This is a genomic window from Novosphingobium soli, assembly GCF_042432915.1.
In the GTDB taxonomy this organism is placed as follows: Bacteria; Pseudomonadota; Alphaproteobacteria; order Sphingomonadales; family Sphingomonadaceae; genus Novosphingobium; species Novosphingobium soli.
Window position 1 is genome coordinate 224,212 of the sequence record NZ_JBHLWK010000010.1, and the last position, 17,280, is coordinate 241,491.

The window sequence follows — 17,280 nt, forward strand, 5'->3', positions numbered from 1 at the left end:
GGCTGAAGTGATGGGCCCGGGCTTCCGCAAGGAGGGCCGGGCCTTTCGCGTTTAATGAGGGAACTCGCAGATTTCCCGAAACTAGGCCTTGCCCGACTCGGAACTCCGGTGTAGGGGCGCGGCTCGAATTTGACGGGACTTGAAGTCCTTTGGCTCTTTCTCATCGGTAGTAGGTAATGGAAGCTCAGAACATCCGTATCCGCCTGAAGGCGTTCGACCATCGCGTGCTCGACCAGGCCACTGGCGAGATCGCCGACACGGCCCGCCGCACCGGCGCTCTGATCCGGGGCCCCATTCCGCTGCCGACCAAGATCGAGAAGTTCACGGTCAACCGTGGCCCGCACATCGACAAGAAGTCGCGTGAGCAGTTCGAAGTCCGCACCTACAAGCGCCTGCTTGACATCGTGCAGCCGAACGCCGCCACCGTCGATGCGCTGATGAAGCTGGACCTCGCGGCCGGCGTGAACGTCGAGATCAAGCTGGCCTGAGGCCGGTGAAACGGGGCGCCCCGCAAGGGTCGCCCCGATGGTCCTTTCCGATCGGACCCTAACTAGATCGAGGATTATCTTGTCGGCTCAAGCAGCCGGCTTTGCGGGGAGAAACCCGCAGAGACAGCGCCCCGAGGGAAGAGCCCGGAGGGACACAAGGGATACCTCCGGCGCCGCCTCCGGGCTGCGTTCGGGAATGCGTCCCCCGTCTCGTTTCCGCAGGTCCCTCGGGATCGGCAGGGAACACCTGACCCGGACGGGGTTCGTATCACACTGAGGGTTGGACATGCGTGCGGGGGATGGTCCTGCGTACGCCTCTGTAAGGAGTAAGGTCATGCGTACCGGCGTGATCGCAAAGAAAGTCGGGATGACCCGCCTGTTCCAGGAGGACGGCCGCCACGTGCCCGTCACCGTCCTGGCGCTGGAGGACTGCCAGGTCGTCTCTGTCCGTACCGAAGAGCGTGACGGCTACGTCGCGGTCCAGCTCGGTGCCGGCGAAGCCAAGCAGAAGAACGTCGCCAAGCCGCAGCGCGAGCACTTCGCGCAGGCCCAGGTGCCGCTCAAGATGCGCGTCGCGGAATTCCGCGTTGCCGACGATGCCGTTCTCGAAGTCGGCTCGACGATCGCCGCCTCGCACTTCGTGCCGGGCCAGCTCGTCGACGTTGCCGGCCACACCCAGGGCAAGGGCTTCCAGGGCGCCATGAAGCGCTGGGGCTTCGGCGGCATGCGCGCGACGCACGGCGTCTCGATCTCGCACCGTGCCCATGGTTCGACCGGCAACCGCCAGGATCCGGGCAAGGTCTTCAAGAACAAGAAGATGGCCGGCCACATGGGCGACCGTCAGCGCACCCAGCAGAACCTCGAGATCGTCCGCGTGGACGACGAGCGTGGCCTGATCTTCGTCAAGGGCTCGGTCCCGGGCGCGAAGAACGCGTGGCTCACGGTTTCGGACGCCGTCAAGGTCGACCGTCACGCCGAGGCTCCGTACCCGGCCGGCATCAAGGTTGCCGCCAACACCAATGAACCGGCCGCTGCCGAGACGCCCGCTGATGTCGCGGCGCCCGAAGCGACCGAAGGCCAGGAGGGCTAAGTCGTGAAGGTTCAGGTCCTCAACATCGATGGTTCGGCCGGCAACGGCGACATCGAGCTTTCGGACGACGTGTTCGGCCTCGAGCCGCGCGCGGACATCCTGCACCGCGTCGTCACGTGGCAGCTCGAGAACCGTCGCGGTATCGCCCGCGCCACCCGCGAGCGTTCGGACGTTGCCCGCACGGGCAAGAAGTTCGGTCGCCAGAAGGGCGGCGGCACGGCGCGTCACGGCGACCGTGCGGCTCCGGTCTTCATCGGCGGTGGTAAGGCTCACGGTGCCCGTCGCCGCGAGTTCAACATCTCGCTGAACAAGAAGATCCGCGCGCTCGGCCTGAAGATGGCGCTGTCGTCCAAGGCCCAGAACGGTCTCGTCGTCGTCGACACGCTCGACGTCGCCGACGCCAAGACCAAGGCGTTGGCCGGTCAGCTGGCGAAGGCCGGCTTCGGCAAGAAGGTGCTCGTCGTGGACGGTGAGCAGGTCAACGAGGGCTTTGCCCGCGCGGCCCGCAACATCGTCGGCGTGAACGTGCTCCCGGCTGTCGGCGCCAACGTCTACGACATCCTGAAGCATGATACGCTGGTGCTGACGCGCGCCGCTGTCGAGAAGCTGGAGGCGCGTTTCAATGGCTAAGAGCAACGTGGACATCCGTCACTTCGACGTGATCCTCTCGCCCCACATCACCGAGAAGTCGACCCTGCTCTCCGAGCACAACGCGGTCGTCTTCAAGGTGGCTGACAAGGCGACCAAGCCCGAGATCAAGGCGGCCGTCGAGGCGCTCTTCGATGTCAAGGTGACCGGCGTGAACACGCTCGTGACCAAGGGCAAGACCAAGCGCTGGCGTGGTAAGGAATACCGTCGCAGCGACGTGAAGAAGGCGATCGTCACGCTGGCCGAAGGCCAGTCGATTGACGTCACCGAAGGCGTGCGGGGTTAATTCCGATGGCACTCAAGAACTACAACCCGACCAGCCCGGCGCGCCGTGGCCTGGTCCTCGTCGACAAGTCGTCGCTCTGGAAGGGCAAGCCCGTCAAGGCGCTGACCGAAGGCAAGAGCAAGACGGGCGGCCGCAACAACAAGGGTCACGTGACCTCGCGTGGCATCGCCGGCGGCCACAAGCAGAAGTACCGCTACATCGACTTCAAGCGTCGCAAGTGGGACATGGAAGCCACCGTCGAGCGGATCGAGTACGACCCGAACCGCACCGCCTTCATCGCGCTGGTGAAGTACACCGACGGCGAGCTGGCCTACGTCCTGGCGCCGCAGCGTCTGGCCGTGGGTGACGTCATCGTCGCCGGCGAGAAGACCGACGTGAAGCCGGGCAACGCGATGCTGCTGGCGCAGATGCCGGTCGGCACGATCTGCCACAACGTCGAGATGAAGCCGGGCAAGGGCGGCCAGATCGCCCGCTCGGCCGGCACCTACGTCCAGGTCGTCGGTCGTGACCGCGGCATGGTCATCGTCCGCCTCAACTCGGGCGAGCAGCGCTACCTGCGTGGTGACTGCATGGGCACGGTCGGTGCGGTGTCGAACCCCGACAACTCGAACCAGACCCTCGCCAAGGCCGGTCGCGGCCGCTGGCTAGGCCGTCGCCCGCTGACCCGCGGCGTCGCCAAGAACCCGGTCGACCACCCGCACGGTGGTGGTGAAGGCCGGACCTCGGGCGGCCGTCACCCGGTCACCCCGTGGGGCAAGCCGACCAAGGGTGCGCGCACCCGCAACAACAAGCAGACGGACAAGCTCATCATCCGTTCGCGTCACGCCAAGAAGAAGAGGTAAGTCACGATGGCACGTTCCGTCTGGAAAGGCCCCTTCGTCGACCTCTACCTTCTCAAGAAGGCCGAAGTCGCGCAGGATGCCGGCAGCCGCGCTGGTCCGATCAAGACCTGGTCGCGTCGCTCCACCATTCTCCCGCAGTTCGTTGGTCTGACCTTCCAGGTCTACAACGGGCACAAGTTCATCCCCGTTGCGGTCAACGAGGACATGGTCGGCCACAAGCTGGGTGAGTTCGCTCCCACCCGCTCGTTCCCCGGGCATGCCGCCGACAAGAAGGGCAAGCGCAAGTGAGCAAGCAAGCAGCACCCCGCCGCGTCGGCGACAAGGAAGCTCTTGCGGTCAACACGAACATTCGTGGTTCGGCCCAGAAGCTCAACCTGGTCGCTGCCCTGATCCGCGGCCGCCCGGTCGAAGAGGCGATGAACATCCTCGCCTTCTCGACCAAGGCGATGGCCGTGGACGCCCGCAAGGTGCTCGCCTCGGCGATCGCCAACGCGGAGAACAACCACAACCTCGACGTCGATGCTCTCGTCGTCGCCGAGGCGTCGGTCGGCAAGTCGATCACCATGAAGCGTTTCCACGCTCGTGGTCGCGGCAAGTCCACCCGCATCCTCAAGCCGTTTTCGCGCCTGCGGATCGTCGTTCGCGAAGTCGAGGAGGCCTGATCCATGGGTCACAAGAGCAATCCGATCGGTCTGCGCCTGCAGATCAACCGTACCTGGGACAGCCGCTGGTTCGCGGAAGGCCGGGACTACGGCAAGCTGCTTGAGGAAGACCTCAAGATCCGCAAGTTCATCATCGAGACGCTGCCGCAGGCCGCGATCTCGAAGGTGGTGATCGAGCGTCCGGCCAAGCTGTGCCGCATCTCGATCTTCGCGGCCCGCCCCGGTGTCATCATCGGCAAGAAGGGCGCGGACATCGAGAAGCTGCGCAAGCAGCTGGCCACGATGACCTCGAGCGAGGTGAAGCTGAACATCGTCGAGATCCGCAAGCCGGAGATCGACGCCAAGCTCGTCGCCCAGGGCATCGCCGACCAGCTGATCCGCCGCGTGGCGTTCCGCCGGGCGATGAAGCGCGCGATGCAGTCCGCGATGCGTCTGGGCGCCGAAGGCGTCAAGATCATGTGCGGCGGCCGTCTCGGCGGTGCCGAGATCGCCCGCGTCGAGCAGTATCGCGAAGGTCGCGTGCCGCTCCACACGCTGCGCGCCAACATCGACTATGCCGAAGCCGAGGCGCTGACCGCCTACGGCATCATCGGCATCAAGGTCTGGGTCTTCAAGGGTGAGATCCTGGGCCACGACCCGACGGCGCAGGACCGACTGATGATGGAGGCTCAGACCTCCGGCGTCCGTCCGGCCCGCTGAGCCCAGGATAGAGAAGCACCATGCTGCAACCGAAAAAGACCAAGTTCCGCAAGGCCTTCAAGGGCCGGATCAAGGGCGACGCCAAGGGTGGCACCGACCTGAACTTCGGTTCCTACGGCCTCAAGGCCATGGAGCCCGAGCGGATCACCGCCCGCCAGATCGAAGCGGCCCGCCGCGCGATCACGCGTCACCTCAAGCGCCAGGGCCGTCTCTGGATCCGCGTCTTCCCGGACGTGCCGGTCTCGAAGAAGCCTGCCGAAGTCCGTCAGGGCAAGGGCAAGGGTTCGGTCGAATACTGGGCCGCCCGCGTCAAGCCGGGCCGCATCCTGTTCGAGGTGGACGGCGTCGCCGGCCCGCTCGCCGCGGAAGCGTTCAGCCGCGCCGCGATGAAGCTGCCGATCAAGACCAAGGTCGTCGCCCGCCTCGGCGACACCTCTCACCTGGGAGGCGAATGATGGCCAAGACCGAAGACCTGCGCGCCAAGACCGACGACCAGCTGACCGCTGAGCTCGTCGACCTCAAGCGCGAGCAGTTCAACCTGCGTTTCCAGGCCGCCACGAGCCAGCTCGAGCGCCCGGCGCGCATCAAGGAAGTCCGTCGCGACATCGCCCGCATCAAGACGCTCCAGGCTGAGCGTTCGGCGTCGGCGAAGGCGTAAGGAGAAACAACGATGCCCAAGCGTATTCTGACCGGGACCGTCGTCTCCGACAAGACGGACAAGACCGTGACCGTGCTCGTCGAGCGCAAGGTGAAGCACCCCCTCTACGGGAAGATCATCCGCCGCTCGAAGAAGTACCACGCCCACGACGAGGACAACGCCTTCAAGACCGGCGAGCGCGTCCGGATCGAGGAGACGGCGCCCTACTCGAAGACCAAGACCTGGAAGGTTCTTGACCGTCTTCAGGCGAGCAAGGGGACGGCGCTCGAAGCCGAGGTCTGAGACCTCGCCTCGAGCCCTGCGGACGTGAGTTGACCTTGGCGGGGAAATGCGGCAAAGGGCCGCACTTCGCCCGCCGGGGCGACTCGGGCCTCTTCGGGGGCCTCTATTTTTAGGAACTGCCGGACTGGTTCCGGCAAGCCAGTTGAGAAGGACCCGGATCGATGATCCAGATGCAATCCAATCTCGACGTCGCGGACAACAGCGGCGCCAAGCGCGTCCAGTGCATCAAGGTGCTGGGTGGCTCGAAGCGTCGTTTCGCGGGCGTCGGCGACATCATCGTGGTGTCGGTCAAGGAGGCGCAGCCCCGCGCGCGCGTCAAGAAGGGCGACGTGCACCGCGCCGTGATCGTGCGCACCCGCAAGGACGTGCGCCGTACCGACGGCAGCGTGATCCGCTTCGACAGCAACGCTGCGGTGCTGATCAACAAGAACGAGGAGCCGATCGGCACCCGTATCTTCGGCCCCGTGGTGCGCGAGCTGCGCGGCCGCGGCTTCATGAAGATCATCTCGCTCGCTCCGGAGGTGCTGTGATGGCTGCCGCGAAGATCAAGAAGGGTGACTCGGTCGTCGTCCTGTCCGGCAAGGACAAGGGCCGCACCGGGACCGTCCTCCAGGTCCTGCCCAAGGACGGCAAGATCGTGGTCGAGGGCGTGAACGTCGCCACCAAGCACCGCAAGCCGACCCAGCAGAACCCGCAGGGCGGCATCGACCGCGTCGCCGCGCCGATGGCGATCTCGAAGGTTGCCGTGGCTGACAAGGACGGCAAGCCGACGCGCGTCCGCTTTGAAACCAAGGACGGCAAGAAGGTCCGTGTGGCCGTGAAGTCCGGGGAGACGATCGATGGCTGACAAGTACACTCCGCGCCTGCGCGCCAAGTACGAAGCCGACATTGCGAAGGCGATGACCGAGAAGTTCGGTTACAAGAACGCGATGGAAGTGCCCAAGATCGAGAAGATCACGCTCAACATGGGCGTGGGCGAGGCGAGCCAGGACAAGAAGAAGGTCCAGACCGCCGCGGCCGAGATGGAAGCCATCGCCGGCCAGAAGCCCGTCATCACCAAGGCCCGCAAGTCGATCGCGCAGTTCAAGCTGCGTGAAGGCATGCCGATCGGCTGCAAGGTGACGCTCCGCCGCGAGCGCATGTACGAGTTCCTCGATCGCCTCGTCACGATCGCGATGCCCCGCATCCGCGACTTCCGTGGCCTGAACCCGAAGTCGTTCGACGGCCGTGGCAACTACGCCATGGGCCTGAAGGAGCAGATCATCTTCCCGGAGATCAGCTACGACAAGATCGACAAGGTGCGTGGCATGGACATCATCGTGACCACCACCGCGAAGACCGACGACGAGGCGCGCGAGCTGCTGCGTCTGTTCGGTTTCCCGTTCCCGGCTGAAGAGTCGGAACAGAAGGAAGCGGCGTGAGCCGCTGAGGAAGAGAGCTTAAGTCCATGGCGAAACTGAGTTCCGTGAACAAGAATGAGCGTCGCAAGAAGCTCGTCAAGAAGTATGCAGGCAAGTACGAGCGCCTGAAGGCCGTCGCCGACGACCAGTCGCTCGAAGAGACCGAGCGTCTCATCGCTCGCCTGAAGCTGGCCGAAATCCCGCGCAACGGCAACCCGACCCGGGTCCGCAACCGTTGCGCCACGACCGGTCGTCCGCGCGGTTACTACCGCAAGTTCGGCCTGTGCCGCATCGAGCTGCGCGATCTCGCCAACAAGGGGATGATCCCCGGCGTGACCAAGTCGAGCTGGTAAGGGTTAGAAAATGGCATTGACCGATCCCCTGGGTGATATGCTCACCCGCATCCGCAACGGCCAGCAGGCGAAGAAGGACTCCGTCCTCTCGCCGGCCTCCAAGCTTCGTGCGCGCGTGCTCGAAGTGCTCCAGCGCGAGGGCTACATCCGTGGCTTCTCCGACGATGTGACCGGCGCCCACCCGCAGCTGCGCATCGAGCTGAAGTACTTCGAGGGCGAGCCCGCGATCAAGCACATCGCCCGTGTCTCCAAGCCGGGCCGCCGCGTCTACTCGGGTTCCAAGGAACTCCCGATCGTGCGCAACGGCCTGGGCATCACCATCGTCTCGACGCCCCGCGGCGTGCTCTCGGATGCCGAGGCCCGCTCGCAGAACGTCGGCGGCGAAGTGCTGGCGGAGGTGTTCTGATGAGCCGCATCGGCAAGAAGCCGGTGAGCGTCCCTAGCGGCGTCACCGCCACCATCGACAACGGCACCCTCTCGGTGAAGGGCCCCAAGGGCACGCTCACCATGGGTCTGTCGGACCAGGTCACCTACGCCATCGAAGATGGTTCGGTGGCCGTGCAGCCGATCAACCAGAGCAAGCAGGCTCGCAGCCACTGGGGCATGCAGCGCACTCTGGTCTCGAACCTGATCGAAGGCGTCACCAACGGCTTCACCAAGGTCCTCGAGATCAAGGGCGTCGGCTACCGCGCCAACTCGCAGGGCAAGACCCTGAAGCTGCAGCTCGGCTACTCGCACGATGTCGACATCGCCGTGCCCGAGGGCATCGAGATCAAGACCCCGGACAACACCACGGTCGAGATCTCCGGCATCGACAAGCAGAAGGTCGGCCAGATCGCGGCCGAGATTCGCCGCTGGCGCAAGCCCGAGCCCTACAAGGGCAAGGGTATCGCCTATCGTGGCGAGTACATCTTCCGCAAGGAAGGGAAGAAGAAGTAATGGCCAAGCTGTCTCTCTTCGACCGCCGTGCTCGGCGCGTCCGCACCGCCCTCAAGGCCCGTTCGGGTGGCCGTCCCCGTCTGTCGGTGCACCGCACCGGCCGTCACATCTATGCGCAGATCATCGACGATGCGCAGGGCCACACCGTCGCCGCAGCCAACACGCTGGGCGCGAAGGGCACCGACATCGACGCCGCGACCCGCGTGGGCAAGGAACTCGCCGAGGCCGCCAAGAAGGCGGGCATCACCTCGGTCGTGTTCGACCGCGGCGGCTTCCTCTACCACGGCCGCGTCAAGGCGCTCGCCGATGCCGCTCGTGAAGGGGGGCTGGAGTTCTGATCATGGCAGACGAAATCAACAACGAGCAGCCTATCGCTGCTGAGCACCCGCAGGGCGGCGTGCCGCACGACGGCGGTCGCGAAGGCGGCCGTGGCCGTGGCGGCCGGGGCCGTGGCGGCAACGATCGCGGTGGCGAGCGTGGCGGCCGTGGCGGCCGTCGCGACGACCGCCGCGGCGGTCCGCGCAACGAGGAAGAGCAGGGCGAGGAGCTCATCGAGAAGCTCGTCCACATCAACCGCGTTTCGAAGACCGTGAAGGGCGGCAAGCGCTTCGGCTTCGCAGCTCTGGTCGTCGTCGGTGACGGCAAGGGCCGCGTGGGCTTCGGTCACTCGAAGGCCCGCGAAGTGCCCGAGGCGATCACCAAGGCGACCGCTTCGGCCAAGAAGAAGATGATCCGCGTCGCGCTGAAGGAGGGCCGCACCCTCCATCACGACGGCAAGGGTCACTTCGGCGCCGGCAAGGTGAACGTCCGCACGGCCCCGGCCGGTACGGGCATCATCGCAGGCGGCCCGATGCGCGCCGTGTTCGAGAGCCTGGGCGTCCACGACGTCGTCACCAAGTCGGTGGGCACCTCGAACCCGTACAACATGATCCGCGCCACCTTCGACGCGCTGACCAATCAGACTTCGCCGAAGTCGGTGGCCCAGCGTCGTGGCAAGAAGGTCGCCGACCTGCTCGGTCGCGGTGGCGCTACCGAGGTGGAGGCCGAGGCCGCCGCCGAAGCCATCGTGGAGTAAGTCTCATGGCGAAGATCAAGATCAAGCAGATCGGTTCGCCGATCCGCCGCCCCGCCAGCCAGAAGAAGGTCCTCATCGGCCTCGGGCTCGGCAAGATGCACCGCGTCGTGGAGCTGGAAGACACCGCCGAAGTGCGCGGTGCCATCGCCAAGCTGCCGCACATGGTGGCGATCGTCGACTGAGCCTGTCCAGGCTGAGCCGAGACATCAGGAGGGGCCCCGGCGGAGACGCCGGGGCCCTTCTCGCATTGAGGGGAGGGCGCGGTACGCTCTTTCCAACGCCTGCGGCTATGCTATTCGCGCGGGCACATCGGCTCCGGGGTGCGGGGCGCGTCATCCAGCGGGGATCGGTCTTGATCGGCAAGCGGCTTCTGGCAGTCACCCTCCTGGGCCTGGGGGCCTTGGGGACCGTGGGTTGTTCCGAGCGTGAGCATGACGCGGCGATCCAGGTCGAGGGTGCGGAACTCACCCGATGCGGGGACCTGCGGGCCGACACCGGCGTGCTGCAGCGGCTGCGCGAGAGCGACGAATCGCTGCGCAAGGCGCTGGCGGGCGGGCGGTCGAACGCGGTGGCGGAGGCGCACAAGGCGCTCGATGCCGGCGACTTCCGCCTGGCCGCGGCCACTACAGAGACGGGCATCACCACCGAGCCCTACGGCGTGCAATGCCGCGTCCTCGGGGGGCTCTCGCCCTGGACGGTGCGCGCGCTCGCCTTCGTGGCGGCGGACAAGGCCGCGGCCGACGACGAACTTCCCGACGACAAAGTGATGGGCTTCGGCCGGCGCTACAACGCGGCGATGCTGGCGGATCCGCGCTACCCTTACGCCGACGTGTGCCGGGCGACCGACAAGGCCGGCCCGGTGCCGCCGCTCCCGGACAATCCCGACGCGGGCGTCGTGCAGCCCTTCGGCTTCGCCGAGCTTGGGCCCGCGCGCATGAGCCATGGCCTGGGCGCCGCGGCCCGGCGCGGCTCGGTGTCGGACATCAGGGTGCTGCTGGGCCGCGACGCCGCGGCGGTGGATCGCACCGACATGTTCGGGCTGACCCCGCTGGCCTGGGCCGTCGCCTATCACCGCTGGCCTGCCGCCGAGGCGCTGCTGCGCGCCAAGGCGAACCCCACCGGGGCGACCTGCCAGACCACCATCGACCGCCAGTCGCCGCTCCAGATCGCGCGCATCATGCGCTGGTATGCGATGATCCGCCGGATGCGCCCGCTGGTCAGTGAGGAGGAGTTCGCGAGCCTGCGCCAGAAGCCGCGCTGGGACGACGCCAGCCTGATCGAGTTCAACCATGCGCTGACCGAGCTCAAGGAACGGTACGAGCGTGTCCTGCGCCGCCAGGCGTTCCGCCGCCACGATCTCGACTTCCAGGTCGACGAGCAGGGCAACACCACCGAATGCACGATGGAGCCGGCATCGGTCTCCCCGGCGTTCGACAAGGAGCTGTGCGGCCTAGCGGTCGAGATCGTGCGCTGGACCCCGGCCCGCGACGCCTTCGGCACCCGCGTCCCGGAGAGCGCCAAGCTGCTCGTCGGCTTCGGCGGCGGGAACTGAGCCCCGGGGGGAGGGGCAGAACCCGCGTGACAAGCGCGGCCTCATCCTCTAAGGGCGCCGCTTCCATCAGCGCGACTCAAAGCGAAAGCGAGTGCAACATATGAAACTGAACGACATCCGTGACAACGCCGGCGCCCGTCACCGCCGCATCCGCGTCGGCCGTGGCATCGGCTCGGGCAAGGGCAAGACCGCCGGCCGCGGCCAGAAGGGCGCCAAGGCGCGCTCGGGCGTTTCGATCGCCGGCTTCGAGGGCGGCCAGATGCCGCTCCACATGCGCCTGCCGAAGCGCGGCTTCTCGAACAAGAAGTTCGCCAAGGACTACGCCGAAGTGAACCTGGGCCTCGTGCAGAAGGCGATCGACGCCGGCAAGCTCGACATCTCGGGCACCGTCGATCACGCGCTGCTCAAGGCGGCCGGTCTTGCCCGTGGCGGCAAGGACGGCGTGCGCCTGCTGGGCAAGGGCGAGCTGACCGCCAAGGTCACCTTCAACGTCGCGGGCGCATCGGCCGGTGCCGTCGCCGCGGTCGAGAAGGCGGGCGGCTCGGTGATCCTGCCGGCCAAGGAAGACGCCGCGGCCTGAGGCCGGGCGACATCCACGTCACACGGAGAGGGCGGGCGCCGGGCGCTTCGCCCTCTCTTCGTATCCGGGCCCGCGCCCCGCATCGGTGATGCGGCCAGGCCACGGCCCTCGCGGATTCGCGCAGGCAAGCCCTTCCAGACATCGCACGAATGTCTATATGGCCAGTTCCCTTCCCGGGTTCGACAAGGCAGGCCACAGCCGCTAAGGGCGAATCCGTTCAGTTCATTCGAGGCTTCCCGAACGTCATGGCTTCCCGCGCCGACAACATCGCCAGCACGCTCAGCCTGGCCAACTTCTCCAAGGCGACCGAGCTGAAGAACCGCATCTGGTTCACCATCGGCGCGTTGATCGTGTTCCGCTTCCTGAGCTTCGTGCCGCTGCCGGGCGTGAACCCGCTGATCCTCGAATCGCTCTACAGTCAGACCCAGGGCGGCATCCTCGACCTGTTCAACACGTTCTCGGGCGGTTCGCTTTCGCGCATGAGCCTCATCGCGCTCGGCGTGATGCCCTACATCACCGCCTCGATCGTGGTGCAGCTCTCCGCCTCGCTCCACCCGGCGCTGATCGCGCTCAAGAAGGAAGGCGAGGCCGGGCGCAAGAAGCTGAACCAGTACACGCGCTATGGCACGGTGGGTCTCTGCGCGCTGCAGGGCTACTTCCTGGCCGTGAGCCTCGAGGCCTATGGCGCGTCCAGCGGCCTGCAGGCGGTGGTCGATCCCGGCATCATCTTCCGCATCGGCGCCGTCATCAGCCTGGTGGGCGGGACGATGTTCCTGCTCTGGCTGGGCGAGCAGATCACCTCGCGCGGGATCGGCAACGGCGTGTCGCTCATCATCATGGCGGGCATCGTGGCGCAGATGCCCACGTTCGCGAGCAACCTCGGCCAGGCCTATTCGGCCGGCGACACCGGGACGATCCTCATCATCGGCCTGATCGCGCTGCTCGTCGCCATGATCCTGCTGATCTGCTTCTGCGAGCGCGCCACGCGCCGCCTGCTGATCCAGTATCCCAAGCGGGCGACCCAGCGCGGCATGATGCAGGCGGACCGCAGCCACCTGCCGCTCAAGATCAACACCGCGGGCGTGATCCCGCCGATCTTCGCCAGCTCGCTGCTGCTGCTGCCGCTGACGATCACGCAGTTCGCCGGCAATTCGTTGAGCCCGGATTCCACCTGGGGCAAGGTGGTGGTCACGCTCAACCAGTACCTGGGCCACGGCAAGCCGCTCTACATGCTGCTCTACGCAGCCGGCATCATCTTCTTCTCGTTCTTCTACACCGCGGTCGTCTTCAATCCGGAGGAGACTTCGGAGAACCTGAAGAAGAACGGCGGCTTCATTCCCGGCATCCGTCCGGGCAAGAACACCGCTGTGTACCTGGACTACGTCCTGACGCGCATCACCGTGATCGGCGCGCTGTACCTCACCATCGTGTGCACGGTGCCTGAGTACTTCCTGTCGATGACGGGCTTGCCGCTGCTGTTCATGGGTGGCACGAGTCTTCTGATCGTCGTCAACGTCACTGTCGACACGATCACGCAGATCCAGTCGCACCTGCTGGCGCACCAGTACGGCGATCTCATCAAGAAGGCCAAGCTGAAGGGCCGCCTGCGCTGACGGCGCAAGCCGGGGCAGGCCAGAAGCAAAGAGACTGAGGGGGTTTAGGGCGTGAATATCATCCTTCTGGGACCGCCGGGAGCGGGCAAGGGCACGCAGGCCCAGCGCCTGGTCGAGAAGCACGGCATGCGCCAGCTCTCCACCGGCGACATGCTCCGCGCGGCGGTGAAGGCGGGAACGCCCACCGGGCTGGAAGCCAAGGCGGTGATGGAGCGCGGCGAACTCGTGTCGGACGCGATCGTCTCCGCGCTCATCGGCGACGAACTCGATGCCATGGGGCCGGGCGTCGGCGCCATCTTCGACGGCTATCCGCGCACTGCGGCGCAGGCCGAATCGCTCGACGCGATCCTCGACGCGCGCGGGCGCAAGCTCGACCACGTGATCGAGCTCGAGGTGAACGAGGATGCGCTGGTCGAGCGCATCACCGGCCGCTTCACCTGCGCTACCTGCGGCAAGGGCTATCACGATACCTTCGAGCAGCCGCACGTGCCCAACACCTGCGACAAGTGCGGCGGGCACGAATTCAAGCGGCGCCCGGACGACAATGCCGAGACCGTGCGCACCCGCATGGCCGAGTACCGCGCCAAGACCGCGCCGATCCTGCCGATCTACGAAGCGCGCGGCATCGTCAGCAAGGTGGACGGCATGGCCGACATGGACGAGGTGACCGCGGCGATCGAAGGCGTGCTCGCCGGCTGAGGCGCGGGCTGGCTGTAGGACTGCGACGCCGCGCGCGGGGACTGGCGAACTCTGCCGGGCCGCGATAGGCTGGCTTCGGGGCATCGACGGCAGGGATCGGGTTCACGATGAAGCACTGGGCATGGGTTTTCGCGGCGGCGGCGGCATCGGCGCTGCCGGCTGCACCGGCGGCGGCCAAAGTGGCGCAGGTGTCGCAGAGCGGCTTCGTGGTGCGGCACATCGTGCAAGTGCCCGAAGGTGCGGACGAGACCTGGGCGGTGCTCATCAAGCCCGCCGCCTGGTGGGATGCCGCGCATACCTGGTCAAGCGATGCGGCGAACCTCTCGATCGACGCGCGGGCGGGTGGCTGCTTCTGCGAGATCCTGCCCAACGCCGCCTCGCCCAAGGCGAGCCCGCGCGGCACCGTCGAGCACATGCGCGTCGTCTATATCGAGCGGCCTCGCGCGCTGCGGATGGTGGGAGCGCTGGGGCCGCTGCAGTCCGAGGCGGCGAACGCCACGCTGACGATCCAGCTCAAGCCGGGGGAGCAGGCGGGTACCACGCAAGTGCTGATGGAATACGTGGTGGGCGGCTTCACCCGCACCCCGTTCGACAAGCTGGCCCCCGCCGTGGACGCCATGCTGGGCGCGCAGATGCGGCGCCTGGCCGAGACGCTGGGCGGTGCCTTCGCCGCCGCTTTCCCGGGGACCGCGCCTGCGCCCGCGCCTGCGCCCGCGGGCGCGGAGCCGGCGCTCGGTCCCGAACCCGAGGCGCAGGATCCGAGGATGGCCGAGCCGGCGCCTGCCGAGGGTGCGGCCGAAGATCCGGGCCTGGTGCCGCTGGCGGAGGAACCGCCCGCACCGAAGGGACCCATCGTCGGGCGTTGAGCGGCCAAGTGGCCAACCGGGCGCCAACCGGGCGCCAACCGGGCGCGGCCCGGTGCGAGGAGGCGCTTTGACTGTTGCTGCGATTCGCGATAGGATGGTTTCACCGACGCGGCATTGCCCCCTTTGCGGGCAGGCGCGGCGGCGTCGGCGCCCCGGGGGCGTTGACTTCGTGCGCGAATCGTTCTAAGCGCGCCCTTCACTCGACAGCAACGCAAGTCCGGAAGGCCAAGATCGCGTGTCCACAACACCCGCGAGTACGTGCCAACCGGGCCTTTTGCATTGGGTCTGTTCGGGTGTTCGCGTTGAGATAGGGGCTTGCATTCGCACCCCTGTGGAGCTGGAGATTTAACAAGTGGCTCGTATTGCCGGGGTCAACCTCCCCACCAACAAGCGCGTGATTATCGCGCTCACGTATATCCATGGTATCGGCCGCACCAAGGCCGTCGAGATCGCCGACAAGCTCGGCATCGACCATGCCCGCCGCGTGCAGGACCTGTCGGACGCGGAAGTCCTTCAGATCCGCGAGACGATCGACGCCGAGCACACCGTGGAAGGCGACCTTCGTCGCGAGACCGCGATGAACATCAAGCGTCTGATGGACCTCGCCTGCTACCGCGGCCTGCGTCATCGCAAGGGCCTTCCGGTCCGCGGCCAGCGCACGCACACCAATGCGCGCACCCGCAAGGGCAAGGCCAAGCCCATCGCCGGCAAGAAGAAGTAAGCCTGACGGGGCGATCTTCGCCCCTCGGTTTTTTCCCTTAGCGATTTTTCGACAGGATACACGATCATGGCACGCGAACCCCAGCGCATTAAGCGCCGCGAGCGCAAGAACATCACGAGCGGCATCGCGCATGTGAACGCCAGCTTCAACAACACCATGGTGACCATCACCGACGCCCAGGGCAATGCGATCAGCTGGTCCTCGGCCGGCATGATGGGCTTCAAGGGCAGCCGCAAGTCGACCCCGTACGCCGCCCAGGTGGCCGCGGACGACGCCGGCAAGAAGGCCGCCGAGCACGGCGTGCGCACCCTCGAGGTCGAGGTCAAGGGCCCCGGCTCGGGCCGCGAGAGCGCCCTGCGCGCACTCCAGGCGGTCGGCTTCACCATCACCTCGATCCGCGACGTCACGCCGATTCCGCATAACGGCGTGCGTCCCTCGAAGCGCCGCCGCGTCTGATCGAGCACATGCGGGCGACGAACCGGTCGTCGCCCGTCCTCGGAACGTCCCGGGCCTTTCCACCAGGCTTCGGGGCGCAACCGCCATCACTCCCAGGGGAAGTCCATGACTGTCAACATCAAGAACTGGCAGGAACTCAAGAAGCCGAACAGCCTTGAGGTCAAGCCGGGACCAGACCCCAAGCTGAAGGCGACCTTCGTCGCCGAACCCCTGGAGCGTGGCTTCGGCCTGACGCTCGGCAACGCGCTCCGGCGCGTGCTGCTGTCTTCGCTGCAGGGCGCCGCGATCACCTCGATCAAGATCGAGAACGTGCTGCACGAATTCTCGTCGCTCGCCGGCGTGCGCGAGGACGTGACGGACATCGTCCTGAACGTCAAGCAGATCGCGCTCAAGATGCAGGGCGACGGTCCGAAGCGTCTCCAGCTTTCGGCCACCGGCCCCGCGGCCGTGACCGCCGGCGACATCGCCGTCACCGGTGACATCGAGGTCATGAACAAGGGCCTCGTGATCTGCCACCTCGACGAGGGCGCGACGCTGAACATGGAACTGACCGCGGACAGCGGGAAGGGCTACGTTCCGGCCGTGTCGAACCGTCCGGTGGACGCGCCGATCGGGCTGATCCCGGTCGACTCGCTCTACTCGCCGGTTCGCCAGGTCAGCTACAAGGTCGAGAACGCCCGCATCGGGCAGGAGCTCGACTTCGACAAGCTGAGCCTGACCGTCGAGACCGACGGTACCGTCAGCCCCGAGGACGCGGTGGCCTATGCCGCGCGCATCCTGCAGGACCAGCTGGCGCTGTTCGTCCACTTCGAGGACATCGCCCCCGTCGGCCAGTCGCCGATGATCGGCATGGCCGCTGGCGGCGCCGCCGCTTCGGAGGAGAGCGACACCAACCAGCTTAACCGCTACCTGCTCAAGAAGGTGGACGAGCTTGAGCTGTCGGTGCGTTCGGCCAACTGCCTCAAGAACGACAACATCATCTACATCGGCGATCTGGTCCAGAAGACCGAAGCCGAGATGCTGCGCACGCCGAACTTCGGCCGCAAGTCGCTCAACGAGATCAAGGAAGTCCTGTCCTCGATGGGGCTGCGCCTTGGCATGGACATCCCGGGCTGGCCGCCCGAGAACATCGAAGAGATGGCCAAGAAGCTCGAGCAGGAACTGCTCGGCTGATCCGGCCTCCCCGATGCGGGATGAAAAGGGCCTCGCGGGAAGCCGCGGGGCCTTTTTCTCGTTGGGGATGCGGCGTCGCCGCTTCGTCTTGACGCTGCACTCGGCACGCCGGGACTTGACTCCCGGCCGTAAATCGTCTTGAGGGCGCCCTTCACATTCCAGTGAACCGGCTTTGGGCGGTGGCCGTACCACATCGCC

The 17,280-nt window shown here is 66.5% G+C and carries 28 protein-coding genes; all 28 read left to right on the top strand.

Translation table 11 applies throughout. The features are described from left to right. The first annotated feature begins 176 nt into the window (after positions 1–176). The 28 genes from rpsJ (at position 177) to ACFFJC_RS07675 (ending at position 17,082) form a co-directional block, all read left to right on the top strand. Complete coding sequence (rpsJ, locus tag ACFFJC_RS07540) at positions 177–488, top strand: 30S ribosomal protein S10 (protein WP_007011873.1); 312 nt, start codon at positions 177–179, stop codon at positions 486–488. A 334-nt stretch (positions 489–822) separates the two neighbouring features. Then, a complete protein-coding gene (gene rplC, locus ACFFJC_RS07545; protein WP_379486884.1) occupies positions 823–1,578 on the top strand; it encodes a 50S ribosomal protein L3 in 756 nt (251 codons plus the stop codon). 3 nt (positions 1,579–1,581) lie between these two features. Further along, on the top strand, positions 1,582–2,208 hold the full coding sequence (gene rplD, locus ACFFJC_RS07550; protein ID WP_379486885.1) for a 50S ribosomal protein L4: 627 nt from the start codon (positions 1,582–1,584) through the stop codon (positions 2,206–2,208). Then, on the top strand, positions 2,201–2,512 hold the full coding sequence (locus ACFFJC_RS07555) for a 50S ribosomal protein L23 (RefSeq protein ID WP_379486886.1): 312 nt from the start codon (positions 2,201–2,203) through the stop codon (positions 2,510–2,512). Before rplD ends, ACFFJC_RS07555 begins: the two co-directional genes overlap by 8 nt. A gap of 5 nt (positions 2,513–2,517) precedes the next feature. Then, the gene (gene rplB, locus ACFFJC_RS07560; RefSeq protein WP_379486887.1) at positions 2,518–3,354 is read left to right on the top strand and encodes a 50S ribosomal protein L2; all 837 of its coding nucleotides are present in this window, start codon (positions 2,518–2,520) and stop codon (positions 3,352–3,354) included. Positions 3,355–3,360: 6 nt separating this feature from the next. After that, a complete protein-coding gene (gene rpsS, locus ACFFJC_RS07565) occupies positions 3,361–3,642 on the top strand; it encodes a 30S ribosomal protein S19 (RefSeq protein ID WP_008828234.1) in 282 nt (93 codons plus the stop codon). Beyond that, positions 3,639–4,016, top strand: a complete 378-nt coding sequence (gene rplV, locus ACFFJC_RS07570; RefSeq protein WP_379486888.1) for a 50S ribosomal protein L22 — start codon at positions 3,639–3,641, stop codon at positions 4,014–4,016. The genes rpsS and rplV overlap by 4 nt, the downstream gene beginning before the upstream one ends. 3 nt (positions 4,017–4,019) lie before the next feature. Then, complete coding sequence (rpsC, locus tag ACFFJC_RS07575) at positions 4,020–4,715, top strand: 30S ribosomal protein S3 (RefSeq protein WP_379486889.1); 696 nt, start codon at positions 4,020–4,022, stop codon at positions 4,713–4,715. Between the two features lie 20 nt (positions 4,716–4,735). After that, complete coding sequence (gene rplP, locus ACFFJC_RS07580) at positions 4,736–5,170, top strand: 50S ribosomal protein L16 (RefSeq protein ID WP_379486890.1); 435 nt, start codon at positions 4,736–4,738, stop codon at positions 5,168–5,170. After that, entirely contained in the window at positions 5,167–5,373 is a 207-nt protein-coding gene (gene rpmC / locus ACFFJC_RS07585; RefSeq protein ID WP_379486891.1) for a 50S ribosomal protein L29, read from the top strand. The genes rplP and rpmC overlap by 4 nt, the downstream gene beginning before the upstream one ends. A gap of 12 nt (positions 5,374–5,385) precedes the next feature. Continuing rightward, the gene (gene rpsQ / locus ACFFJC_RS07590; RefSeq protein ID WP_103728310.1) at positions 5,386–5,655 is read left to right on the top strand and encodes a 30S ribosomal protein S17; all 270 of its coding nucleotides are present in this window, start codon (positions 5,386–5,388) and stop codon (positions 5,653–5,655) included. Positions 5,656–5,816: 161 nt separating this feature from the next. Beyond that, the gene (gene rplN / locus ACFFJC_RS07595) at positions 5,817–6,185 is read left to right on the top strand and encodes a 50S ribosomal protein L14 (RefSeq protein ID WP_021233436.1); all 369 of its coding nucleotides are present in this window, start codon (positions 5,817–5,819) and stop codon (positions 6,183–6,185) included. Next, positions 6,185–6,502, top strand: a complete 318-nt coding sequence (rplX, locus tag ACFFJC_RS07600; RefSeq protein ID WP_379486892.1) for a 50S ribosomal protein L24 — start codon at positions 6,185–6,187, stop codon at positions 6,500–6,502. The genes rplN and rplX overlap by 1 nt, the downstream gene beginning before the upstream one ends. Then, complete coding sequence (rplE, locus tag ACFFJC_RS07605; RefSeq protein WP_379486893.1) at positions 6,495–7,076, top strand: 50S ribosomal protein L5; 582 nt, start codon at positions 6,495–6,497, stop codon at positions 7,074–7,076. The genes rplX and rplE overlap by 8 nt, the downstream gene beginning before the upstream one ends. 26 nt (positions 7,077–7,102) lie before the next feature. Then, complete coding sequence (rpsN, locus tag ACFFJC_RS07610; protein WP_379486894.1) at positions 7,103–7,408, top strand: 30S ribosomal protein S14; 306 nt, start codon at positions 7,103–7,105, stop codon at positions 7,406–7,408. A 10-nt stretch (positions 7,409–7,418) separates the two neighbouring features. Then, positions 7,419–7,814: a 30S ribosomal protein S8 gene (gene rpsH, locus ACFFJC_RS07615; protein WP_379486895.1), complete on the top strand. Its 396-nt coding sequence runs from the start codon at positions 7,419–7,421 to the stop codon at positions 7,812–7,814. After that, a complete protein-coding gene (gene rplF, locus ACFFJC_RS07620; protein ID WP_379486896.1) occupies positions 7,814–8,347 on the top strand; it encodes a 50S ribosomal protein L6 in 534 nt (177 codons plus the stop codon). Before rpsH ends, rplF begins: the two co-directional genes overlap by 1 nt. Further along, positions 8,347–8,685, top strand: a complete 339-nt coding sequence (rplR, locus tag ACFFJC_RS07625) for a 50S ribosomal protein L18 (protein ID WP_379486897.1) — start codon at positions 8,347–8,349, stop codon at positions 8,683–8,685. The genes rplF and rplR overlap by 1 nt, the downstream gene beginning before the upstream one ends. Before the next feature lie 2 nt (positions 8,686–8,687). Continuing rightward, positions 8,688–9,422, top strand: coding sequence for a 30S ribosomal protein S5 (gene rpsE, locus ACFFJC_RS07630; RefSeq protein ID WP_379486898.1), 735 nt, complete (start codon positions 8,688–8,690; stop codon positions 9,420–9,422). A 5-nt stretch (positions 9,423–9,427) separates the two neighbouring features. Beyond that, a complete protein-coding gene (rpmD, locus tag ACFFJC_RS07635) occupies positions 9,428–9,604 on the top strand; it encodes a 50S ribosomal protein L30 (protein ID WP_379486899.1) in 177 nt (58 codons plus the stop codon). 170 nt (positions 9,605–9,774) lie between these two features. Further along, positions 9,775–10,974 carry an ankyrin repeat domain-containing protein gene (locus ACFFJC_RS07640; RefSeq protein WP_379486900.1) on the top strand — a complete coding sequence of 400 codons (1,200 nt, stop codon included), beginning with the start codon at positions 9,775–9,777 and terminating at the stop codon, positions 10,972–10,974. Between the two features lie 100 nt (positions 10,975–11,074). Next, on the top strand, positions 11,075–11,554 hold the full coding sequence (gene rplO, locus ACFFJC_RS07645) for a 50S ribosomal protein L15 (protein ID WP_379486901.1): 480 nt from the start codon (positions 11,075–11,077) through the stop codon (positions 11,552–11,554). 245 nt (positions 11,555–11,799) lie between these two features. After that, positions 11,800–13,167 carry a preprotein translocase subunit SecY gene (gene secY, locus ACFFJC_RS07650; protein ID WP_379486902.1) on the top strand — a complete coding sequence of 456 codons (1,368 nt, stop codon included), beginning with the start codon at positions 11,800–11,802 and terminating at the stop codon, positions 13,165–13,167. A 51-nt stretch (positions 13,168–13,218) separates the two neighbouring features. Further along, on the top strand, positions 13,219–13,866 hold the full coding sequence (locus tag ACFFJC_RS07655) for an adenylate kinase (RefSeq protein WP_379486903.1): 648 nt from the start codon (positions 13,219–13,221) through the stop codon (positions 13,864–13,866). A 107-nt stretch (positions 13,867–13,973) separates the two neighbouring features. Further along, positions 13,974–14,732 carry an SRPBCC family protein gene (locus ACFFJC_RS07660; protein WP_379486904.1) on the top strand — a complete coding sequence of 253 codons (759 nt, stop codon included), beginning with the start codon at positions 13,974–13,976 and terminating at the stop codon, positions 14,730–14,732. Positions 14,733–15,084: 352 nt separating this feature from the next. After that, positions 15,085–15,453 (top strand): 30S ribosomal protein S13, encoded by a 369-nt coding sequence (gene rpsM, locus ACFFJC_RS07665; protein WP_379486905.1) that lies wholly within the window; start codon positions 15,085–15,087, stop codon positions 15,451–15,453. A gap of 66 nt (positions 15,454–15,519) precedes the next feature. After that, positions 15,520–15,909: a 30S ribosomal protein S11 gene (rpsK, locus tag ACFFJC_RS07670; RefSeq protein WP_007011846.1), complete on the top strand. Its 390-nt coding sequence runs from the start codon at positions 15,520–15,522 to the stop codon at positions 15,907–15,909. Between the two features lie 105 nt (positions 15,910–16,014). Beyond that, entirely contained in the window at positions 16,015–17,082 is a 1,068-nt protein-coding gene (locus ACFFJC_RS07675; protein ID WP_379486906.1) for a DNA-directed RNA polymerase subunit alpha, read from the top strand. Positions 17,083–17,280: the final 198 nt, after the last annotated feature.

Coding starts and splice junctions, on each gene's coding strand:
- rplO (WP_379486901.1), top strand. CDS start 11,075: ATGAAACTGAACGACATCCGTGACAACGCCGGCGCCCGTCACCGCCGC.
- secY (WP_379486902.1), top strand. CDS start 11,800: ATGGCTTCCCGCGCCGACAACATCGCCAGCACGCTCAGCCTGGCCAAC.
- ACFFJC_RS07675 (WP_379486906.1), top strand. CDS start 16,015: ATGACTGTCAACATCAAGAACTGGCAGGAACTCAAGAAGCCGAACAGC.
- rpsJ (WP_007011873.1), top strand. CDS start 177: ATGGAAGCTCAGAACATCCGTATCCGCCTGAAGGCGTTCGACCATCGC.
- rplF (WP_379486896.1), top strand. CDS start 7,814: ATGAGCCGCATCGGCAAGAAGCCGGTGAGCGTCCCTAGCGGCGTCACC.
- rplC (WP_379486884.1), top strand. CDS start 823: ATGCGTACCGGCGTGATCGCAAAGAAAGTCGGGATGACCCGCCTGTTC.
- rplE (WP_379486893.1), top strand. CDS start 6,495: ATGGCTGACAAGTACACTCCGCGCCTGCGCGCCAAGTACGAAGCCGAC.
- rplX (WP_379486892.1), top strand. CDS start 6,185: ATGGCTGCCGCGAAGATCAAGAAGGGTGACTCGGTCGTCGTCCTGTCC.
- rpsQ (WP_103728310.1), top strand. CDS start 5,386: ATGCCCAAGCGTATTCTGACCGGGACCGTCGTCTCCGACAAGACGGAC.
- rpsN (WP_379486894.1), top strand. CDS start 7,103: ATGGCGAAACTGAGTTCCGTGAACAAGAATGAGCGTCGCAAGAAGCTC.
- ACFFJC_RS07660 (WP_379486904.1), top strand. CDS start 13,974: ATGAAGCACTGGGCATGGGTTTTCGCGGCGGCGGCGGCATCGGCGCTG.
- rplN (WP_021233436.1), top strand. CDS start 5,817: ATGATCCAGATGCAATCCAATCTCGACGTCGCGGACAACAGCGGCGCC.
- rplP (WP_379486890.1), top strand. CDS start 4,736: ATGCTGCAACCGAAAAAGACCAAGTTCCGCAAGGCCTTCAAGGGCCGG.
- rpmC (WP_379486891.1), top strand. CDS start 5,167: ATGATGGCCAAGACCGAAGACCTGCGCGCCAAGACCGACGACCAGCTG.
- rpsE (WP_379486898.1), top strand. CDS start 8,688: ATGGCAGACGAAATCAACAACGAGCAGCCTATCGCTGCTGAGCACCCG.
- rpsC (WP_379486889.1), top strand. CDS start 4,020: ATGGGTCACAAGAGCAATCCGATCGGTCTGCGCCTGCAGATCAACCGT.
- rplB (WP_379486887.1), top strand. CDS start 2,518: ATGGCACTCAAGAACTACAACCCGACCAGCCCGGCGCGCCGTGGCCTG.
- rpsH (WP_379486895.1), top strand. CDS start 7,419: ATGGCATTGACCGATCCCCTGGGTGATATGCTCACCCGCATCCGCAAC.
- ACFFJC_RS07555 (WP_379486886.1), top strand. CDS start 2,201: ATGGCTAAGAGCAACGTGGACATCCGTCACTTCGACGTGATCCTCTCG.
- rplR (WP_379486897.1), top strand. CDS start 8,347: ATGGCCAAGCTGTCTCTCTTCGACCGCCGTGCTCGGCGCGTCCGCACC.
- rpmD (WP_379486899.1), top strand. CDS start 9,428: ATGGCGAAGATCAAGATCAAGCAGATCGGTTCGCCGATCCGCCGCCCC.
- rpsS (WP_008828234.1), top strand. CDS start 3,361: ATGGCACGTTCCGTCTGGAAAGGCCCCTTCGTCGACCTCTACCTTCTC.
- rpsK (WP_007011846.1), top strand. CDS start 15,520: ATGGCACGCGAACCCCAGCGCATTAAGCGCCGCGAGCGCAAGAACATC.